Genomic DNA, 21,762 nt, shown 5'->3' on the forward strand with positions numbered 1-21,762 from the left:
CATGCATATATTTCAGATTTACCTTACAAAACCTCTTCTAATCCAATTATGCGCTCCATTTGAAAATCACCAATAATTTTTCTGCTGAAACTTCAGACACTTCCTCATCCGTTACCGCGCCATCGGCAATCTTTTCTGTGGTAATTGATCCCTCTCCAACCTCACCTGTGGGAATCTCCGGCCTGCTTTTAATCTCGTTCTCCCTGTAACTATCCTATTCTTTTTTTAATTACTGCAAATACAGCGGCTTACATGCTTTCAGTAAGCACTGTTTGCGCATCATGCCCTTTGTTATGAGGAACACGCCTTGTGTTATAAGGAACACGCCCTGTGTTATAAGGAACACGCCCTGTGCAGTGAGGAACACGCCCTGTGCAGTGAGGAACACGCCCTGTGCAGTGAGGAACACCCCCCGTGCAGTGAGGAACACCCCCTGTGCAGTGAGGAACACCCCCTGTGCAGTGAGGAACACCCCCTGTGCAGTGAGGAACACCCCCTGTGCAGTGAGGAACACCCCCTGTGCAGTGAGGAACATGCCCCGTGCAGTGAGGAACACCCCCCGTGCAGTGAGGAACATGCCCCGTGCAGTGAGGAACACCCCCCGTGCAGTGAGGAACATGCCCCGTGCAGGGGTGTTCGACCCCTGTTCCTCACTGTTTCACTCCTGTTCCTCACTGTTTTACTCCTGTTCCTCACTGTTTTACCCGTGTTCCTCACTGTTTTACCCGTGTTCCTCACTGTTTAACCCATGTTCCTCACTGTTTGGCCTGTGTTCCTCACTGTTTGGCCTGTGTTCCTCACTGTTTGGCCTGTGTTCCTCACTGTTTGGCCTGTGTTCCTCACTGTTTGGCCTGTGTTCCTCACTGTTTGGCCTGTGTTCCTCACTTTTTGGTCTCTGTTTTACACTGTTTGACCTGTGTTTTACACTGTTTAACCTTCGTTTCACACTGTTTGACCTGTGTTTTACACTGTTTGGCCTTCGTTTCACACTGTTTGGCCTCTGTTTCACACTGTTTGAACCAGCCCCCGGTACGGTCTGCAATAAACAGTGTAAGCTATAAACGATGTAAAATCATGGTATTAAAATGTGCCTGAAAGATTTCCTAACCGGATAATCCTAGTATTCGGATGATAGCTGAAAAGATGTTGAAGCAGTTTTAACTGTGCTGTCGTGGTATTTCTATGGTCGGTAAAAACATGTTACCGAAAAGAGGCATAAGCAGTTACATTAATGCTAATTACAAGATTTTTGAGCAAAATATTTACACTTTCTGGACCTTTACCTATATTAATACACTAAATTGGCGTGCTAAGAATAGAGATCGAATCCCCTTGGCACAGGGGGCAGTTGTAGAGCAGCTCTGTTTAACAACGTAAGTACACAGGTGCGAACGGAAGTGAGCCCCACGAGAAAAAGTTAGGGACATCGATCCGCCCCGATCACCGGCTCGTGAGTGTTTTCGCCGGTCTTTTTTTCCGGGCCATCGAGTCCGCGAGTTTGGCCCCTCCCCGGCTAAATCACGAACAGAAGAGCCGGTGCGGGGCTCCCAGGGCGTTCTTTGCCTACTTTCTTTGGCCCTGGAAAGAAAGTAGGTCGCCGAAGGCAGTCAAAGGATGAAGTAAATCTAAAATTGAAAAAAGAACGTAACCCGGGAACGTTATAGTCGATAGTTCGGCGTAAAGCTCCGTCCTGGCGCTTAAAGATAATACAACTTGAGATACTTGCAAAACCAAATAACAATTGTTTGATTTGAAAAGAATAGCGAAAAAATTAACAGAAGAAATTTGATCATAATTTCATAGGTGAAGATGTACAAGATAAACAAGTCTGAATATTTGCTAAGGCAAAGAAAGTACACAGGTGCGAACGGAAGTGAGCCCCACGAGAAAAAGTTAGAGACATCGATCCGCCCCGATCACCGGCTCGTGAGTGTTTTCGCCGGTCTTTTTCCCTGGGGCCATCGAGTCCGCGAGTTTGGCCCCTCCCCGGCGAAAACACGAACAGAGGAGCCGGTGCGGGGCTCTTAGGGCGTTCGTTAATGCAGTGTGCCCTATTGTCCAAAACACTATGCGGTAACCAAGGGTAAGTCAATGAGGTATTTTAGTAATTAGTTCTATATCTGCTTTATAAACCAAAACTCCTGATGAATGATGGACCGACATAGCGTCGCCGACTAAACTTTCCCAACCCTGGTACACCATCACCTCTGGCGAATTCTATTTTACCAGATTACCTCTCTTGAAAACTAAACCCATGGGACTACACACTATGAAGCTCTTTCAGGTAGATTCATTTACATCACAACCCTTTTCTGGTAATCCTGCAGGTGTATGTATTGCGGACAAAGAGATCAGCGAGCCCACAATGCAGAACATCGCAGCAGAAATAAACTGCTCAGAAACAGCCTTTTTAAAACGGGTGGATAACGGGTACTCTATCCGTTTTTTTACCCCTACTCAGGAAGTAGATCTCTGTGGCCATGCTACCCTTGCTTCATCCCACATTCTCTTTGAGCTGGGGTTGGAAAAGAGGGATGCCGGAATCCTTTTCCACGCAAATAACGATGACATTCCGGTTAACTGTAATGACGGATGGATCTCTATGGGATTTCCCAAAGATCATCTCATTGATGAAACGCTGCCGGTTCCCATCCAAAGTGCGCTCGGTTTTTCAGACGGGGTTGTGGCAGTAAAAAAGAGCATCAAAATGGACAGGTATCTGATTGAGGTGGATTCTCAGAAAAGGGTTTTGGAGGCAAATCCCGATTTACCGGCACTGAAATCATCACGTACCATCGTTAGTGTTACCAGCCGTTCCCGGGAAAACAAATATGATTTCGTATCCCGCTTTTTTGCCCCCCACGCGGGCATTCCTGAAGACCCGGTCACCGGCTCTGCACATACTTCTTTGGGAGAGTACTGGAGTGGTAAACTTAACAAGAACTCGCTGACTGGTTTTCAGCTTTCAAAGCGTGGCGGTGAAGTCAGGGTTGATGTTGAGGACAAGCATAACAAAATCATGGGTAAAGCAGTTACGCTGTTTAAAATAGAGCCGCTTTTTTAAAATCGGCTATAAAGGGTTACTATGAATCTCACCCCACAGCACAGAGAGTATATAGCGCGAATTAACCGCGCCATGGACCACATACAAAAGAATTTCCACAACCAGCTTCAGCTTAAGGAGATAGCGGCTGTAGCTAACTTTTCACCATTTCATTTTCACCGGTTATTTAAGGGGTTGGTTGGAGAAACGCTTACGAGCTATATTCAGCGTCTTCGGGTAGAGATGGCAGCATCTATGCTCCTGAATAGCCCCAACGCTTCCATTACAGCGATCGCCTTTGACTGTGGATTCTCCGGCTCCTCAGCGTTTGCCCGCCTCTTTAAAGATCATTTCGGTATGAGTGCGTCCAAATGGCGTGATGGGGGAGCAGTGGAATACTTATTGAATCGCAAGAATGGTAAAGCGAATAGCAATAACTGCAAAGACTATCCTGCACGGGAAGGGTATATTAACTGCAAAGAAGAGCCCCGGGACCTCTTCACTGAATCTACCCTTAGTGAGTTTGAAAGGAGGCAGGTTATGCCTGTACCAAAAAGTGTTGAAGTTAAAGAGATCTCTCCTATGACTGTAGCCTACGTTCGTCACATCGGCCCCTACAAAGGTGATTCTTCGCTTTTCCAGAGTATGTTTGAAAAACTAAGTTCCTGGGCCGGACCACGAGGGCTCTTCAAGCAGCCTGATCTTAAAGTTCTCTCTGTTTATCATGATGATCCCTCTGTTACGGATGAAAAAAATCTCAGGGTAAGTATGTGTATTACAGTTCCCGACACTACTGAAGTCGGTGGGGAGATTGGAAAAATGACCATTGATGGGGGCAAATATGCTGTGGCCCACTTTGAAATTACCGTTGATGAGTATGAGAAAGCCTGGGATTATGTATTTGGTGAGTGGATGCCAAAGAGTGGCTATCAACCTGGAAATGGTCCCTGTTATGAACTAATGCTTAACAACCCTGAAGAGCATCCGGAAGAGAAACACGTGATTAAAATCCATGTTCCTGTTAAGCCTTTGCAGTAAGCTTTTCTTGTTGCAAGTTTTGGGGAGCATATTGCTCCCCTTTTTTTAAATACACAAACATTTCTCATGGCACATTAGTTTAAAAAAGAGTAGTGTTTTTTGGGAGCTCTTTAACTCCCCCAAATGCTAATGAATGGGAAATAATCTTCTTTTTTTCTCCGACCTGCTATATGTGAAGAGTCGGAGTATAGTTAGTTTCTGTTCAGAAAATCCCTTTTTTCGTTTCTGCCTTCCCGGGAATGACGGATCGTCAGTATTTCATCTGTTCTAAACAGATACTAGTGAATTTCCGTAGTAACAAAATAACAAAAAAAATACCCTCTTAAAACTAACATCACTGGATTGTTCTTTGCTCGCTCTTTTATTGTGAACAATCACCGACTAACGTGGCAGAAGATCATATCAGATTGTAACAATACTTAAAGAGAACGTTTTGTATGAACAACAAAACTTCAACTCCTAAACAGCACAAATTTCCCTACTTTAACCCCAGCACCCAAATTGTTTACTCCTTTTATCAACAAGCCAGAGAAGATTTTAACGTGTACCGTAAGCTGGAAAGAAACCAATCTGAAGAGGAACAGAAGGTGCTTGATGCATGCAAGTCACGTTTAGATATGGTCGAGAGAGCCTTGGTATCGTGTAATCCGCTGGAAAACACAAACTTTGTCTGGAGAACACTGCACCGGGTAAAGGAGGATTTTTTACTGCTGATGCCCGATGAGGAACTCCGGTCAGAGAGTTTAAAGATACGTACCGATCTGGAAAAATCATCATTACCAAAGAGCGTAATAAATGCATGGGTAAAAAAATTGGATGATCTGATTGAGAAGCCCGGTTCACCTGATTCAAAAGCATCATTATCAATGAGGCTATTAAATGCGTCCAAAAGAACATTGGATGATCTGATTAATGATCTAATAAGTGCAAATCAATCTCACAATCAGCAACACACTATTGAAAGATATGTATGCAGAGGGGCCTTGCGGGAGCTCAATGATTTTACCGATGAAAATTTCTGGGACATCTGGGTAAAAAAGTGGATGCAATTTGTTTATTCTGTGCTACTGGTGTTTTTGACCTATGTTTTATGGCGGATGGGAACAGTATCCACTTTGATATGTAAGGCATCCGGTGTGGAACCAGCAATTGTGCCGGTTTTGTTATTGGGTGCCATGGGTGGAATCACTAGCGGAATCCTCAGCTCGTCTCAGGAGCTTTTCTCCAAAGGCTCTTTCTGGATTCCCACAATCTACCATTCACTTTCACGCTCTTTGGTCGGAGGTATCACTGCCCTGGTTATCTTCTGGTTAATTATCGGTAACTTTCTGATATCGATCAGTCCACGGGTAATTATCTGCTGCAATGATCAGGTTGGAATCAGTAACCCCCAACCTGACAGAACCACCGCATTGATTTCAATCAATACACCTGATCAGTCTGCATCCAGAATAGTGTTACTCCTCCTGCTATTCCTTGGTGGCTTTGCGGGAGACAAGTTATTAAAAAGCGTCTGTGACAAAGTGCTCGGAAACCTGTACCAGAAAGCAGAAAAAACCAAACAGAAAAACCCGGAGACCGTTGAACCAAATGGTGACGATCCAGTCTAAACCGTTTAGCAGTCATTGCGGTTTAAAACCGGAAATGAAGGGGATTTATCCTCCTGAAATGTTTATCATGTTGTAATCGTTATATAAACCACTGAAGGGTATACTTATTGCAATCAAGTTGATGAATCCACACCTTTTTTCATCAACCTTTCCATGGAAACGTCAAAACAATCACTGTCTCTTTCCTAAAAACAGAATTGTTTTTTAAATATAGGAGGAGTCGCAATGTCACAAAAGGAATCAAGCTCGCCAGGAACAAATATGAATATCTATACTCCAACCCCCGAAGCGAAGGCTTTGGAGTGGGACGCACTTTGCCCCAGTACTAAGAAGGCTCTGGAAAAGATAATCCATTGGTTAAACGCGGCTTCTGATGCAAACCAGGGATTAAATAATAAGGACCAAAAAGGGGCATCTAAATACGAAGCGCCCTCCACCAGTATTCTTGTAGCAGGGGATCGGGGATCGGGAAAAACCACAGTCCTGTTATCCGCTGCATATATGTACAGTTCAGCAACGAAAAAAAGAAATTGTTTTCTGGACACACTGTGCTATAAAAATGGCTTAAATTACCCGATCAGAAAACCATTGGAAAACTCCTATGAAAAAGTAACATGGCTCAACACACTTGATCTGGAGCCGCTGCAACCGGACAGTAATCTTCTGGCTGCAATGCTTGTGCGAATCCGTGAAGTAGTTCAAGGGCTGGATTACGATGATAGTGATGGGTGTGCTGAGACCAGGAAACGTCGCCCCTCAATCCTTGAGGGTGATCTGGGAACGGAAGCGAGTTTAAACCAGCTTATTACTGAAGCGACCTACATGTGGGAAGGTGCTCACGATGGGAAGTCCCGATCGGAAAAAGCATCAGAGCAGATAAAGGCCGCAGAGATCTATGCAAATTTCCAGCACAAATTTAAAAAAACCATGGAGAACACTATCTGCTTGATGAAAGAGAGGAGAAAGCAGGCCGAATTGTTTGTGTTTCCCATCGACAATGTCGACAGAAGTATCGAACATATATCCAACATTTCCAAGTTGATCCGTCTGGCTGCAAGTCACCGCATTTGGTTTATTCTGGCTGCTGTGCGTCCCGATTATCAGCTCTTTCTGGAGCGCTCCTTTCAAAATGAGCTCTTAAAGGGATCGATGGGGGGTAATGCATCAAACTGGGATCAGACCCAGGCGATAGCACGAAGGCAGGCTGCGACTTCCATGAGGCGCTCACTGCCTGAAAAGTACCAGATTCTTATTAAGCCCCTTGAACCTGAGTACTGCTGGAATTTTTCTGATGGCAGGGAGTTACAGCAGCCTCCAGAAAATCAGACGGTGACCAGGGAGTTACTCAGAAAAACCTTCTGTGAAAATAAAGAAGAATCAAAGTTGCTTGAGGAACTTTGTGAGAAGGTGGGTATGAAGAATAGAGGGAAGAGGCTCTGTGATCAACTCAGTGAAGTTGAACTTTGTTTAGATGCTAAAACTTGTTCAGATGATAAGCTGAGAAGTTTTAAGACGCTTGCTGATCTTTTCACTATCCCCAGATCACGAGTTGCAACACACCAATGCTTAAAAAAAATCGGGTTAAAGTTCAACAACGATAGGCAAATTTTGGTTGATGCGAAAGATGTAAAGCAAATAGACTGGATAAAACGTTGTTTTCAAGTAATTGGATATAAGCTGACATATGAGGTCTTTTGCAAAAGCGATAACAAAAAACCATCCGAAACGCATGAGTTTAAGCTGAACAAACAGGAGCCAATTTTTACCGGTGCGGGAAAAATGGCTCTTGGATTATCAATGCGTACACTTCTGGATCTCAAGGCAACTATATCTGTCAGTAAAACAGATGAAGAAAAAGAGGGCGAAAGTGCAGTTGAAGTAGCGGTGAAAATGCTTCGCAATGCCATTGATGAAAGCGACATTCCGTTTTGGGCAAGTGATCAGCTTCTCAGTCGAATCGTGCGTAAAAACTCAGATGGCAAATGGGTCCTGGATTTGTCCGATAATCCGATCGAAAAATTCGAACAGACACCACAATTCAATCAAATCTATATCCCGGAAAATATCAAAAAGTATAATTCCGATTGTAATGTGAAGGAGAAAAAAGCACAATATGATCCAGAGGTAAACTTTATTATTGAAGAGTCCCTTAAGTGTCAGCATTTTCCGGACCTTGTTCTCCAACTGCGTAATTTGGAAAAGGTGAAAGGGGAAAAGGACAGCATTCCTTTACCAACTGTTATTACGGGATGGTTCATGATCCTTCATGATATACTGAAGCTGCGCGATGAACAGCGGGTGATATCTGATAAAAACCTGCCTAACGAGGTTTTTCCGGCTGTGGTAAAGAAAATCCACAAACTGATCTTTAACAACTGTTTGGAACCTGTCAAATTAGTTTTCGGCTGGAAGCCTCCTGAATGGCGCACCTTCGTTGAACACTTCTTGTTCGCTGAACTGTGGACTACCATAATTCACAACCTTGAATCGTGTATAAAAAAGCAGAGAGAAGAGCAGATAGAAGAGCCGGAAGAATTAGAGAAAAAAAAGCTAGAAAGGCTGGAATCAGAACAGAAGGAAAAAAAACTGCCAGATGAACAATACAAAAAGCGCAGAGATAGTTTGATAAAAGAGCTGAAATTACCACAATCAGAAAAGCAGAAAGAAACCAAAAAGAAAATCGGCCGTATTCTTCGCCTGGCCTGGGTCGAATGTATCTGCATAGTATTTTCGAAAAAAACACCCACTCCCCTTGATACACTCGTCAGTCCCTATAAGTTCTGTAATTATGAATTAGATGAAATTGCCGATAAGGTAAAGGTGAAACTTAAAACGTTGGTCAACGATTTGGAGAATGAGTTGTTCGGGTATAGAAAAAATCCCCAATCGGACTGGCTTTTAAAGGAACTTCCTCTCTTTTTAGGACCTGAATACTCACATTTAGATAAAAAGGGTGAGGATTGTTGGTGTAAAAAGAGAATTTGGTCATGGTTAGAGGATGAATTCAGTAAATTAGAAGAAAACTGGAAAGAATATGAGACTGGGCTGAATGCTTTGCGGGAGGAAAAAGTCAGATCGGCAATTTCAGAGAGTTTAGGCCTTGGAGAGAATGATTGCTCTTCAAAGGATAAATCTTATGAAGAGAGAAAAGATGACGATCTGAAAATTAAAAACATCATGAAAGACTGGTTTAAAGCTACTAAGGAAGATGATAAATTCTGGAGTCAACGCAATTAGAAGGAGAGATAAGTGGCAAACCAAAGCACCCCTTACGGTGGCCTGACACCACAGCGCGTTCCGGAAGCCTATATACGCGCCGAAATTGCAAGTCTGCCACTGGCCAGTGAAGTGTCATTCCGCATGGCTATTACTGAGCTTAATCCCTTATTGGATAGAAAAAAAGGTAAAAAAACCAGTGCTTTGTGGAGAAAATGCGAAGTGCTTCTCTCTGAACACGCAAGCGGGTGGTCTCTTGACCGCCTCGTTGCAATCAGGGATTTCTTCTGGTTTGACTACGACCCGAACAATTTCAAAGTCGACCAGCCCAACCCACTCCATAACTACCTGCGCTGTCTTGCAAAACGGTATGTATGCAATCGTCCGGGAGTTTCTGAAGTCACCAATAACGAAAACTTCTTCGATGCAACATCACACTATCGGTGGCTCATATTTGCTCTTCCTGAAGACCTGCTTTTGATCTCTTCCAAAACCGAACCGCCTCCAACCTATGTGGATATCGACCCACCTCTGTTTATCAGGTGCATACATGATAAAGGGGTTTCCGAAATCCATCAACACATTGGCGCATCCATGGATTTCAAGACCTTGTGGATGTCTGCACTGGCAGCACTCGCCAGCCCTGATGTTAATCCCGGTTCAATAATCGATCCCGAAATGCCTTTTAAAAACAGTGATCTGTTCTTTCGATGGTTGCTGGCTGCAGCTATTGCCAGAAGCCTGTTGATGGAGTATCTGGTGTCAGGAAATAAAACCTATCCGCTGGCGGACTTTATCCGTGAATTGAGAGGGATCAGAGGACAACTTTGGCAAACGCTTCAGCAAGTAGTTTTGGCACTGCAGCATGGTGAGGATGAGTTACTTCCGGATGAAATCTTTCCGTTGCGCATGTTGTACCAGGAGGTGCACCCATATGGGTATGAGGCATGGAAAAAACCACCCGAAACTCTTGAAGAGGCGTGGAAGAAGTGTGATCCTATTGCCGCCAGATTATCCCTGAGCTCTCCAAACGAGGCAGAAGCACGGTTTGTTCGAAGGTGCCTGGCATTCATGGAAGATCCGGGCAGAAAACCGGATGAGCTGTTTATAACTCTTTTCTGGCAGGTGATACGGTTACGAAATCTTCTGTACCGTAGTGTAGTGCAGCGTCCAATGACTGCTGGATTGCAATGGTTTATCCGGTTCAGTGACCGCTTAAAACCATTCCGTAAGCCACTTAGAAAGATACGAACAGAGATTTCATACGAAGTAGCATGCGGCATAGCCAAAGGATCTGTTGTGGCGCTGGAGATCCGAAGTACTGCAAAGGATACACCCGAAGAGCTGGCTCAAGATTTATGCGAGCTTACGGAATCCTGGGAACATGTTGTTCAAAAGTACTCCTCCCTGAGCAGTCGAAACCTTGAATTCGGAGTGTTGCTGCTCTTTGCTAAAGCCCGTGACCAGGAAAAACGGTGGGGGCATGGAGATCCCCCGGCCTATGGCAGCGAAACGCACTCAGAACCATTGCCAAGTTTTACCAAAGAGGTTCAACTCGGTAGGCGCTATGAACTCTTTTTCGCAGATCTGAAAAAAAAGGTGATGGCTGCAAAGGATTTGATCTGGGAAAAACCAACCATTCTTTGGCTTTTAAGGGGTATCGATGTGGCTGCGGATGAACTAAGCATACCAACCTGGGTGTTGGTTCCCCTCTTTAACTTTCTCGAGAGGGAATCGGCCTTTGCTGCAGCATCGGTACATGATCCCATAAAGCCCAAATCATTGCGAATTACCGCACATGTGGGTGAAGATTTTCGCCATCTCATGGAGGGGATGAGGCGCATTTTCGAAACAGTTCATTACCTTCTTCGCCGTTCCGGCGGACGGATTGGTCATGCAACTGCGCTTGGCTACGACCCCCGGCAGTGGGCTGAACAGACTGGTTCAGTGATGATGCCAAAAGAGGAGCGATTGTGGGATCTTGTGTTTGAATGGCGGCTCTATACTGCTTTTGAAACTCCTTATGAGCTTCGTATCGATGTGCCTCCTCAGAGAATCGGGTATCTTGAGAACCAAATACGTTCCTTGTCCAGGGATGTGTTTGGGGAGGAACAGATGCCCCATATCATGGCCCTTGTTCACCATACTCTTCACACTCTCTGGAGTGGCCCCGAAGTAAACGTTCATCAGCCTGAAGTGTGTCTGGAGTCCTTTGATCTTGCCCTTAAATCTCTCAATACCGAGTTTTACTATAAGAATAAAGACGCAAGTAAACTGATTGAACTATACCGCACAAATGAGTTGGTTTTCCGCCGTGGCCAGCAGCTTGAAAATGTGACCATTGACCATTCTGAAATCAGCGCCCTTTTCGCAGTTCAGGATGCACTCAGAAGGCTTGTGAGTATTCGTGGTATTGTCGCGGAGGTGAACCCATCGAGCAATTTGCTTATCGGGAATCTTATGGATCTTAGGAACCACCCCACGCTTCGTCTCTTCCCGCCTGAGCCACAGGAGGGGGCACCACCTCCGGTTCGTATTGCCATAGGCTCTGATGATCCGATCATTTTCAGCACTCACCTTATGCGGGAGTACTCCCTTCTCCACAATGCCGCCATAAGTGCCGGCTATAGCGAACACTCCGTTGGAGCATGGCTTGAGACGATACGCTGTACAAGTATGGATGCCCGTTTCACAACTGCCTGGCCCTGCTTTGGGGGTAAAAACATGGGTGACAGTCTTCTGGAGGAGCTTGGTGATTTTCTCCACCGCCCGAAGGATTACAGGAAGTTTAAGAATATGGGGAAAAGGAGGAGAGATGGATGCTGATTGTTTTACTGGTGGTATTAACGGTGGTTGGGTGGGGGCAGGTGTTTTGAATAACTGCAGATTATTTGGATAGAGAAAAGAAAAAGCTGTGTATACAAGCGAATTTTTATATTGGAATTGAATGAAAGCGGGGTAATTGCTTATGCCAGACAAAAAGATTTGTTCTTTGGTTGTTCCTATTCTGAGTATAAGTATTGTTGCCGGGGGATTTCTCTATCTTATAGTTTCTACAATCTGTTTTATGAGTCTACCTGTAACAAACATAACACGTGGGAAAGAATTAACTGCATTGGTGCTACCTGTTATTAGCGCCTGGGTGGGAGCTGTTATTGCGTACTATTTTTCCAAGGAAAACTATTCCAGCGCAACTAAACAGACAAAAGAACTTTTGTCTGTTAAAGACAGACTTCGCGCTTCGCTTGTCAAAGATTGCATGATTCCAAAAAAGGAAATCGACTTTTTGGATGCTTGCCTACCCAAAAGCACAGAGGAAAAAAAAGACTGGGAATCCGAAATCACCTTAAAAGACCTCCACGACAAATTTCAAGTATCACATAAAACCCGTATGCCTATTCTGAAAGATGGTTACGTTTGCTATGTGATCCGTAAGAGTATTCTATACGAGTTTCTTTTTAACAGCATAGATCAGATAAAGATTGTTAAAAAAAATTCTATAACATTCAACAATAACAAAATTGCCAATTGCGATGATGACAACATCGAAAATCTTGGAGCTAAAATCAAATGCTCGTTATTGTCACATCTTACACTACGAGATCTGATAAAAGATAAAAATTACAAGGATAAGGTCAAAGCGATGGTTTTTGTCTGTACGACTGATACATTGGAAGCTGTGCAGAAAAGAATGAGCAAAAAGAAAAAGCGCGTCCGGGATGCGTTTGTAACAGAGGACGGCGATCCTGAAAGTGAACTCTGGGGGTGGGTTACCAATGCCAACATAGCAAAGGTGGCTGGGCTGGAAGCTCCCGGGGATATCGATCTGGTGGAAAAGGCTTAATTTGGGGCGAGACACTATTCGACAACCATCAACAGACTTATGAGGGGACGGACCGCCACAGTCTCCTTACTATCAGTAGGTTAGATATTCCCATTAGCTCTAAAAAAACCACACACTTTAATGGAGAACTTACCCACAGATGAAAACATGGCCCATCACAGTTTTTTAAAACAGCAGTAATAACCCCGCAGCACATCAAACAGTTACACCTGGGGTACTTAATCGTTCTTTATTACAATGCCCATTCAAATGGAAAAATCACGCCTAACTAGTGTCATAAAAATCAGGATTCATCTATATTTAATAGATTACAACAGCTGCTCTTTTTACCCTCGCCTCATACCTGGCGTAAAAAGATCTATAGGCATGAAAAGATAGAATACTAAATTGAAAAGGGCTATTTTAATGAAAAAATATCAAACAGCACCAGTTTACTCCCCTTCATGGAAAAATTGTACTCTTTAATACAGAAGTTTGTCCAGGCAGAACCGTGGGAGTTGTTTGAGAGTGAAGATGTGTTTTTTGTTCAAAGCCCGGCTGATGGCATCATGTATCTGTGCTCGGTTATGGGAAATGGCGGAGAGGAGTTCGGCATAAATGCCTTCCGTGGGGCGCAGGGAATGCGCAATTTTGAAAAAATGCTGGACCATGACCCAGAGGGCCCGATGGATAGGAATCTCATGTTTGAACTCGATATGCTCGCAATCAATCTTTGTACACGTGATTATATGGATAAAAAAGACCTGAAGATAACAAAAAACCTAATGCTGACATTTCGGGGTGGAGAATGGCCACTTATACGCAGCTACAGGCCCCATTATTATCCATACTTTCTGACTGAAACCGAAATAGAAGCGCTATGTGATTGTCTGCAACAGATCCTTGAGCTCTATGAAGAAGGTGAGATGGCTGTCGAGCAGATCCGCACTCTTGCTCCGGGTGAGATGGTTGTGCGATGCAAAGAAGATTCATCATGGATATCCCGCATAGTTAACATCGGCTATGCCACAAAGGAAGATATTCCTGAAATTCATTTGGATGATAGTACTATTAAGCGCTTGCTCAGTTTGCCTGCAAGCGGATTAAATGAGATGATTGATCTCGTTCACTTGCCCGCAGTCATAGAGGACCCCGCACCTCCTCATTATGGACTTATGCTACTTGGGATCGATCCGCAGAATATTGCAAACGAATACGGGCTTTTTCAGCCTTTTCAGGACTACTTACAGGAGTCATGCGAAAAAATCGTTCAAGCATTCCTGGCGCGTGGTTCAAAACCCGGATTTATTTTACTGAGGGAAGATTCACCCCTCGCCGACTGTTTCGAAACTATAGCTAAACTAGTCGATATTAAATTCGAAAAGGTTGATGAGTTGCTGTTCATCTCTGAGTTTTTAGATTCCATGGAAAGTACGATGTCATAACAAATGCTATTTCTTTTTTAGGGAACTACAACGGCGAATATAATTGCATTCGATAGGAATGATTTTTGGGGCGTTTCCAGAAGACTCTGGAGCGTTCCCATTTCACTTCGAGATCTAAAAGGGCTGTGTTCCAAAACGCTTACAACAAGTACATATCCGTAAAAATCCTTCCAACCTAAATTAAGTACACAGATGAGATTACCCACCTTTAATGATTACTTTTGAGTTGAAAAATTCTCCAAAGGAACTCCAAATACGTAGATATTATCCAGAAAAATTTCTATAGGAGCATCTATCTCATTATGATGATCACTGATTTCAAATTCCAACATTTTAACATACAAGGAATACACATCCCAGGGCTGATACTCTCCCCAGACATGAAATGTTGAAATGGAATTCAAATCAAGACTATGTCTCTGCCACTCTGAACCGGTCTCAACTACCCACCCATAGGCAAGCACCGAATCACTGAAAACTCCGGATGCCGTTTTAAGAGAAACCCTCAAGGTTCCTGACCCTCTCGCATCAAACTCGATCTTTTCAAAACCGCTAAAATCAACGTACTGTCTCATATTTGAAAGAAACAATCCGACACCCGCATAAGGATACTCAAAGCCGGATCTTAATGTGGTTGACAATTTCATACTGTTTGATACGTCATCAGGGACGACCGAGATTTCCATTGTTGTGTTCCCGCCAAAATCTCTTGAATCATAAAAACTGTACCATGTTGTTCCACCATTTACGGTTCCCAGTTGAGTCTGCTGTTCAGATAATTCAAAATCATCGACAAGGATCCCTCCTCTGTTAGTCTCAGTTTCGAGTATATAATTTGAACCGGCTGTAAGCTCTACAGTCCTTAAAAATGAATAAGAGGACAGTCCCGGTGAAGAGGACTCTTTGATAAAGAGCGGAAACAGGCCTTCAGGCACACGATCGATTTCAAAAGAGGACTGATCATCAACAGCCCCCCAGAGGTCTGTGCCGTACACATAAACCTTCTCAACCTGTTCACTTTCGATATTTCCTCTGAGAGAGGCATGTGCCTTTAATACTTTAAAGTATTCCCTGGCACTGTCGGCAAAGACTGTATCAGCCCCAAAAATCATGAGTTGCTCTTTGTCGGAAGAGATTATTACATTAAAACCGTGAGCAGGAATGTCGGTAACAAAAAAGTGCCCGTTTTGATCGGTTCTCGTTGAATCGATAACGACACTCTCTCCTCTTTTTATTTTTTCCAACCATTGGCTGTTATCAATAATTTTGACAACAGCATCTGATGCCACACTGCCATCAGAGTATTGTACCTGACATATAATACGGGCCTCACCTTCAAACCCTCCTCCACCAGAAACTGGACTGGTACAGAAACTTATTGTGCAAACCAACAAAACAGATAATAAACAGAACAGCCATTTAAACCGATACATCATCAATCCTCTTTGACATAGGAAAGGCATTAAACTGAAAATGGTACACACGGTCAGGGTCATTGTCGTTTTTAGCCAGCTCCAGAATTTTTCGCCTGAATGCCCTTAGTTCATCCCGGATCAGTTCGTAATTTTTTTCTGAAATAGAAACTGTGGCCCAGGAGATGGTCCGCTCTTCCCGTGGAACGTTGTGCAGAGCATCCCGTGCAAGGTCAAAGGTACTTTCAACATATTTACTAAGTGCCTCAGTAGGCATTTCAGTGCCGGTACTGATAAGGGGATCTGTTCGAGCGTATACTCCCCGTTCATCTCTTTTTATCATTTTAAGCTTCTCAAGTACCTGTACAGCTCTTTTAGCTTCTTCGGGAGTAACCGATGGCACAACTTTGCGGGCCAGATCTCTGTAATCGCCTTTGAACGGCTGAATCGCTATTATTTCCCGAATCGTACTGTAATACCATCGTTCGCAGAATTCATAGCTTTGGCTATCAATCACCCTGCATCTAAATTCTTTAAATGACACAAGTTTTTCGAGAAATTTACCTTTATCTTCATGCCCCTTCGCCTGACAATACAATACAAGAGTCTGAAAATACTCCCTCTCTCTTCGATTAAGACCCAGAAAAGAGATAAAACCCTCCATATAGCTCAGTGACAGCTTTACTTCTCCATTAAGAATGAGACAAAGATGCCCGGTAGACTTAAATCCGGTCTTCTGAGCCATGTATCTGAATGAGTAGATCGGATTATGTTTCTTTTTACTCGATAACCAGTCCCGAAGATACTTCCTGAAATCGGTATATTCGAATACGCAGGGAATATCTACAGGTCTTTTTGTATTCCTTTTTTCTGAAGCTAAACGTTTCTTTTCTTCCGGGGTCATCTTTTCCTCTTAAAATCACGATTTTTTCTTTGGTACCATTATATCCCACAAACACAACTTTTTAAAGGTGAATTCAGTGCAGGGTGCCGCGGAAATGAAATGCCAAGGTACGATAGATTGTCAACCCGATGACGGCTGACAATCATCATAGCCCTATTTAAATTCACCTGGTCCAAAAAGTAAGTCTGTTTGTAACAGTGCTGCCGTCCTGTGTAAAAGTGATCAGCAGTAAATGCCTCCCCCTTAGAGGTGATAGAGTCAGGCTGATTGCATTGCCTGCTCCACTGTTTGAGGCAACTAGCCTTCCACGCATATCAAAAGCATTGATAGTCCATGGGGAAGCACTTCGTGAAAAATATTCAACATTATTATTCACAACTTTCATTTTGGGTGTTGCTGAGTAATTTAATCTCTCTTTTGTTATATTTGATGAAGCTGCCTGGCGGAGTTCGACATTATCTATTGAAATAGTAGAGCCACCAGTACCCATATTGAACTCTAATCTCGAATCAGTGTCTGTTTCATTGCCCATGGTGAATGTATAGGTGTATCTCTGCATAGATGTGGAAAGTGTGATATCCTGGGAAAAATATTCCGTCCAGGGTGTACCATTGTATTTTAATGCCAGTAGCATGTCCCTCTCTTCGCCAGCCATTGCATCAAATGAGATGGTGTAGTCTTTGCCTTCCTCCAGAAAAATACCTCGCTGAGTCATTTGCACATGCCACACATCAGTTCCTCCATCGGCGATGGAAACCACAGCTTTACCAGTATCTGTGGAAAGTGATGCAGATGCACCATCTTCAGCGTGAACATACCATGACCAACCCTCGTTACCAGCCAAAAAATCGCCGTTTACCAGCATCGGGGCATCAGGATCAGGAATAAAAGTCGCAGTTACCGATATATTGTCGTCCATTGTCAGGGTGATAGAATCATTTGTGGACTCCATATCACCACTCCACCCCTGAAAAACATAACGGTCTGAAGGCAATGCTTTTAAACCTATCACTGTCCCGTGATCAACAAAAGTGGATGTTGGGTTCCTTAAAACAATGCCCTCTCCCTCCACTTTAACTTCAAGCCTTACTCCATCTCCGGAACAGGAGCCGTTTAGCATTGACAATGGCCTGACTGCTGTGTTCTGTATGCTGTTAGTATCACTCTCGACAACCACCTGTCCCCACATCCCATCATTGGGGGTATCACGCCAGTTACCGTATATTCCATCGGTGGTCATTCCCATCTCAGCACAATCCCCATTTGCTACCCATCCCCAGGACCATGCCAGATGACCGATATCAAGTCGACGGCATTCTGCCAACAGGTGGCGGTAATCAAAGTGGCGACTGCAGTTCACCCCCATAGGCGCAAACTCCCCGATATGCAGTGGCATGCCATCATCAGCAGCTTTCTGCAGCTCCCTTGTTACGCGCGCACTGGCTCCATCGTTGGGGTCTATCCACCACGTATGTACAGAAAACATAATATTTTTAAGCGGATCGTGATCGAGCAATTCCTGCCATGTATTATGAAGAACTGTGATATTCTGTCCCCATCCCGGAGCATCTATAATAAGGGGCACCCGGTAACCGGCATCACGCATCCTGGTTATAGCGGTTTTGTACGTACTAAGAAAATCTGCATTTGAGACATTGTGATTACCTGCCTCATTAGCGATGTTTATAAGCAGGTATTCCTCATGTTGATTCAGAGTGTTAACCACCTCAGGACGTACCCACCAGTCTACCATAGCGGGGACATCTTCAAGACGCCCGGTGGCATCGTGCAGTTCCGGCATGGGTATCATATTATGAGCAACGCAATTGCGAATGTTGGCATCCAGTGTTGAAACCGCGCCGCTTGTCGTCCATACGATACGAACAACATTTGCACCGGTTTTCTCGATTTCAGGATAAATACTGGCCCCATTCTCATTTCCCGACGCCCAAACAAACATCTCATTTACCCCGATAAGGATTACCTTTTCACCACACCTGTCATAGAGATGTCTTCCTACAACCCGAAAACCGGGCAGATCACGATCATCGGAAAATGATTGTGTTATAAAAATAAAGAATAAAGCGAAACAGAACAGAAGCGTTCCCTTAAGGCTCGGCCTCATCATATCCTCCTGTGTTTTAAATATAAAATGCTATTTTTGTGTAATCTACAAAAACCACTCACTTATTGATATGATTTTAAGCCCTTTTGAGAAATTTCCGTCCTATATTTAGTACATAGAGCAGCTACATCCCGACTTTCAGATGCTCTCAAACTGAGGGCTGGCGATCCGCGAAGACGCGGCGGCTCTCCTGCGGGCTCGTCGTACCTCCTCGGCCAAAGCTACTGGTCGCAGAAGACTGCGCCGGCGTAGCTTTGTCAAAAGGGCTAACTAAAGTTACGCCCTTTTCCCTCCGTCCCGCCTATCGCGGTCCTACCGCGAGGTTTTTCTTAGCACTTTACCTGTCAGTATTTTATTATGCAGTTAAAGAGCAAAGACTATGAAGTTTCTGTGTTCAGGGTTTTCTCTTATGCATCAAGCAAATGATTCAGATTTCCAATCAGGTTATTTTTTTTCTGCAAAAAGCCAGGTTTTTTAAGACATGTAATGCACTAAAGGAAAGACCCATACAGAAATGCGCAACAATTTTCCCTTTGAGATCACTTTCTGATAACCACATGTTTAATGAGTGAAATTGGGGGATTGCGAAGTGCTTTGAAGGCACAGTAGAACTCGACGGAATTCATTCCGACATATTCATCGATACTGAAGAGTTATTACTAAGAACTGCGGTAGGTAACATTAAAGATTAAATGCTTAAGGGGCCAGTTAAGATCGGATATTATGATTTCAGACTGGTATGCGAACGGTACAAGGTTCCTTATAAAATAACTCTTTTAATCAGTGATATTTTCGATTCGATGCCCGAGGAGAAACCGGGATCAATTTAACACCATGTTTACCTATTACGAACTTATACTTGAAAATAATTCCGAAGGAGCTGATGAACTCAGGGAAAACCTTGGAGATAATTTCGAGGTGCTGTATAGTTTGTATAAAAATAATTTGTATGAAATAATTATTCTGGTAGATAATATCATTGTTAACCACGAATGAATTCGGGGGCAACATCCTCTTTGACGCGTTTTTTCGGGGGGCATCGTGGATTTTGCCGATAGAGTACTAAGAATATGAACTGTCGCACTGAGGGTTAGAAATCCAACAAAAACGACAGTAACTTCAATACTACTGCAAGAAAATTCCCTTCAACTTATGAGCTCCCTGTTGCTAATGTTCCTTGAATGGTAACAAAAGAGAGCATTTCTGGTGCCAATTGGGAAACAGACTATTTTTTCCATGCATCTGCACCCATTCTATCAAAATAAAACAACACCCAGATGAGGAATATTAGCTTATCCCCCATACAATCATATATTTTGCATGATACTTCAAAAACCAATCGATCTGCTCCGTATCCGTACCTGCCCTCGATTGCAATGCTTAGCTGAACACAAATTCAGTTTAAATTAATTTTCTTTAGACCAAGGAGTCTACTATTCGTTTTAATGAATTACCTCTGCACCCCTCCATTCTTCAGGCTGTTGCCCGTGAAGGCTACCAGACACCCACATCCATCCAGAGTCAGGCAATACCGGCCGTTGTAAAAGGAAAAGACCTTCTGGGTATTGCCCAGACCGGAACAGGTAAAACAGCCGCATTTGCGCTACCGATTCTTCATCGGCTGGCAGCAAACAAATTTGGCAGAAAGCCAGGCTCAACACGTGCACTTGTGCTTGTTCCTACACGCGAACTTGCAGTTCAGGTTGAAAAGAGTTTTATTTCCTACGGCGCGCATCTTAATCTGCGTTCAACCTGTATCTTTGGAGGTGTCAGCGGCGGAGCTCAGAAGAAGGCAATGGCCAGGGGTGTAGATATTCTGGTCGCGACACCAGGGCGCTTGTTGGATCTGCTCTCACAAGGCGCTCTTACACTTAAGAATCTTAGCGCTTTTGTTCTTGATGAAGCAGACCGCATGCTTGACATGGGCTTTATTCATGATATCCGCAAAATCGTTGCGCTGCTTCCTTCAAAGCGTCAAAACCTGTTCTTTTCTGCGACTATGCCACGGAATATCGCAGGACTTGCTTCCAATATTCTTAAAAATCCTCAACGCGTTGAAGTAACTCCGGCATCTACACCGGTTGAAATAATCGATCAGATCGTTTACAGTGCCGAGAGAAATGAAAAACAGAAACTCCTTACAAATCTTCTTGCTAACAAAGATATCACCCGTGCCATTGTTTTTACCCGTACCAAACACGGTGCGAATAAAGTGTGTGAAAATTTGCTCAGGGCGGGTATCTCCTCGGCTGCTATTCATGGAAACAAATCGCAGAATCAAAGACAGGAAGCGCTTGGAGCTTTTCAGAGAGGCTCAGTCAGAGTGCTTGTAGCTACCGATATCGCGGCAAGAGGTATCGATGTCTTTGAAGTAAGCCACGTTTTCAATTACGACATTCCGGAAGTAGCAGAGACCTATGTTCACCGAATCGGTAGAACCGCACGCGCCGGGGCATCGGGGTTTGCAATAAGCTTCTGTTCTCAAATGGAAAAGGGATATTTAGCTGCGATCGACCGTCTTATCCATCGCGCGATCCCTCGGGGTAATACAGGTAGTGTTCTAAAAAAAAGTGGTGTTGCCGCCAGTTCAAAAAGCTCTCCTTCGGGGGGCCTTGATAGAGAACGGAAAACTTGTCCACCTGCTCCTTTGAGATCTTTTTCGAACCAGCAGAAACCATATGGGAAGAAGAACTTTAAATCACCGTCCGGAAGATCTAACCGACCCTTTCGCAAACGTAGGGCTTTTCAAAAACAGGAAAACTGATTCTCGGCACAGTAGTTTACACAAGGTATCGATCCCGCGGACCGATCGATTCTTCCCGACAATTACCGTTTAATTTTTTGGGGTCCGCATTTTTTCTTTTTCCCCCTCGTGATCACCAGCCAGCAGTCTTACATTCAGCCACTCCGATCTTTTTGTATCAGTAGATACTGCGATATAGAAGTTCAGGTAGATCTAATATGAACGTGTTATCTGAATTTTTGAGCATCGCAAATCGCTGCTTTTTAAAATGATGCGCTGGTTCGACCTGTTTGATTACAGCTTATTCATACATAAACACTTAAAATCTTTACAAGGCCCCTCACTGAAGCCGATGATGATACTACAAACCAATCTACAAGTGAGACAGATCCAGAGAGCTCGA

At 43.9% G+C, this 21,762-nt stretch carries 14 protein-coding genes; 9 read left to right on the forward strand and 5 right to left on the reverse strand.

Annotation, left to right across the window (positions count from 1 at the left end):
- Positions 1-229 precede the first annotated feature (229 nt).
- The gene (locus QA601_02890) at positions 230-619 is read right to left on the reverse strand and encodes a hypothetical protein (GenBank protein MDG5814009.1); all 390 of its coding nucleotides are present in this window, start codon (positions 617-619) and stop codon (positions 230-232) included.
- Positions 620-721: 102 nt separating this feature from the next.
- A complete protein-coding gene (locus QA601_02895) occupies positions 722-988 on the reverse strand; it encodes a hypothetical protein (protein ID MDG5814010.1) in 267 nt (88 codons plus the stop codon).
- A gap of 1,281 nt (positions 989-2,269) precedes the next feature.
- Between QA601_02895 and QA601_02900 the strand changes: the two genes are divergently transcribed.
- From QA601_02900 to QA601_02930, 7 genes are all read left to right on the forward strand, one after another.
- Positions 2,270-3,064, forward strand: coding sequence for a PhzF family phenazine biosynthesis protein (locus tag QA601_02900; GenBank protein MDG5814011.1), 795 nt, complete (start codon positions 2,270-2,272; stop codon positions 3,062-3,064).
- A gap of 21 nt (positions 3,065-3,085) precedes the next feature.
- A complete protein-coding gene (locus QA601_02905; protein ID MDG5814012.1) occupies positions 3,086-4,081 on the forward strand; it encodes a GyrI-like domain-containing protein in 996 nt (331 codons plus the stop codon).
- A gap of 437 nt (positions 4,082-4,518) precedes the next feature.
- The gene (locus QA601_02910; protein ID MDG5814013.1) at positions 4,519-5,691 is read left to right on the forward strand and encodes a hypothetical protein; all 1,173 of its coding nucleotides are present in this window, start codon (positions 4,519-4,521) and stop codon (positions 5,689-5,691) included.
- Between the two features lie 225 nt (positions 5,692-5,916).
- Positions 5,917-8,928, forward strand: coding sequence for a hypothetical protein (locus QA601_02915; protein ID MDG5814014.1), 3,012 nt, complete (start codon positions 5,917-5,919; stop codon positions 8,926-8,928).
- Between the two features lie 12 nt (positions 8,929-8,940).
- Complete coding sequence (locus QA601_02920; GenBank protein ID MDG5814015.1) at positions 8,941-11,733, forward strand: hypothetical protein; 2,793 nt, start codon at positions 8,941-8,943, stop codon at positions 11,731-11,733.
- Positions 11,734-11,875: 142 nt separating this feature from the next.
- Positions 11,876-12,751 carry a hypothetical protein gene (locus tag QA601_02925; protein MDG5814016.1) on the forward strand — a complete coding sequence of 292 codons (876 nt, stop codon included), beginning with the start codon at positions 11,876-11,878 and terminating at the stop codon, positions 12,749-12,751.
- A gap of 443 nt (positions 12,752-13,194) precedes the next feature.
- Positions 13,195-14,175 (forward strand): hypothetical protein, encoded by a 981-nt coding sequence (locus QA601_02930; protein MDG5814017.1) that lies wholly within the window; start codon positions 13,195-13,197, stop codon positions 14,173-14,175.
- A gap of 215 nt (positions 14,176-14,390) precedes the next feature.
- Here QA601_02930 and QA601_02935 read toward each other — a convergent pair whose 3' ends face one another.
- From QA601_02935 to QA601_02945, 3 genes are all read right to left on the reverse strand, one after another.
- Positions 14,391-15,611, reverse strand: a complete 1,221-nt coding sequence (locus QA601_02935; GenBank protein ID MDG5814018.1) for a hypothetical protein — start codon at positions 15,609-15,611, stop codon at positions 14,391-14,393.
- On the reverse strand, positions 15,595-16,491 hold the full coding sequence (locus tag QA601_02940) for a TIGR02147 family protein (GenBank protein ID MDG5814019.1): 897 nt from the start codon (positions 16,489-16,491) through the stop codon (positions 15,595-15,597). Before QA601_02940 ends, QA601_02935 begins: the two co-directional genes overlap by 17 nt.
- 163 nt (positions 16,492-16,654) lie before the next feature.
- Positions 16,655-18,619: a carbohydrate binding domain-containing protein gene (locus tag QA601_02945; protein MDG5814020.1), complete on the reverse strand. Its 1,965-nt coding sequence runs from the start codon at positions 18,617-18,619 to the stop codon at positions 16,655-16,657.
- 831 nt (positions 18,620-19,450) lie between these two features.
- On the opposite strand from QA601_02945, the gene QA601_02950 reads away from it, so the two are divergent.
- Positions 19,451-19,612, forward strand: a complete 162-nt coding sequence (locus QA601_02950) for a hypothetical protein (protein ID MDG5814021.1) — start codon at positions 19,451-19,453, stop codon at positions 19,610-19,612.
- A gap of 517 nt (positions 19,613-20,129) precedes the next feature.
- Positions 20,130-21,380 carry a DEAD/DEAH box helicase gene (locus QA601_02955; GenBank protein MDG5814022.1) on the forward strand — a complete coding sequence of 417 codons (1,251 nt, stop codon included), beginning with the start codon at positions 20,130-20,132 and terminating at the stop codon, positions 21,378-21,380.
- Positions 21,381-21,762 lie beyond the last annotated feature (382 nt).

It is taken from the genome of Chitinispirillales bacterium ANBcel5, assembly GCA_029688955.1.
Classification (GTDB): domain Bacteria; phylum Fibrobacterota; class Chitinivibrionia; order Chitinivibrionales; family Chitinispirillaceae; genus Cellulosispirillum; species Cellulosispirillum alkaliphilum.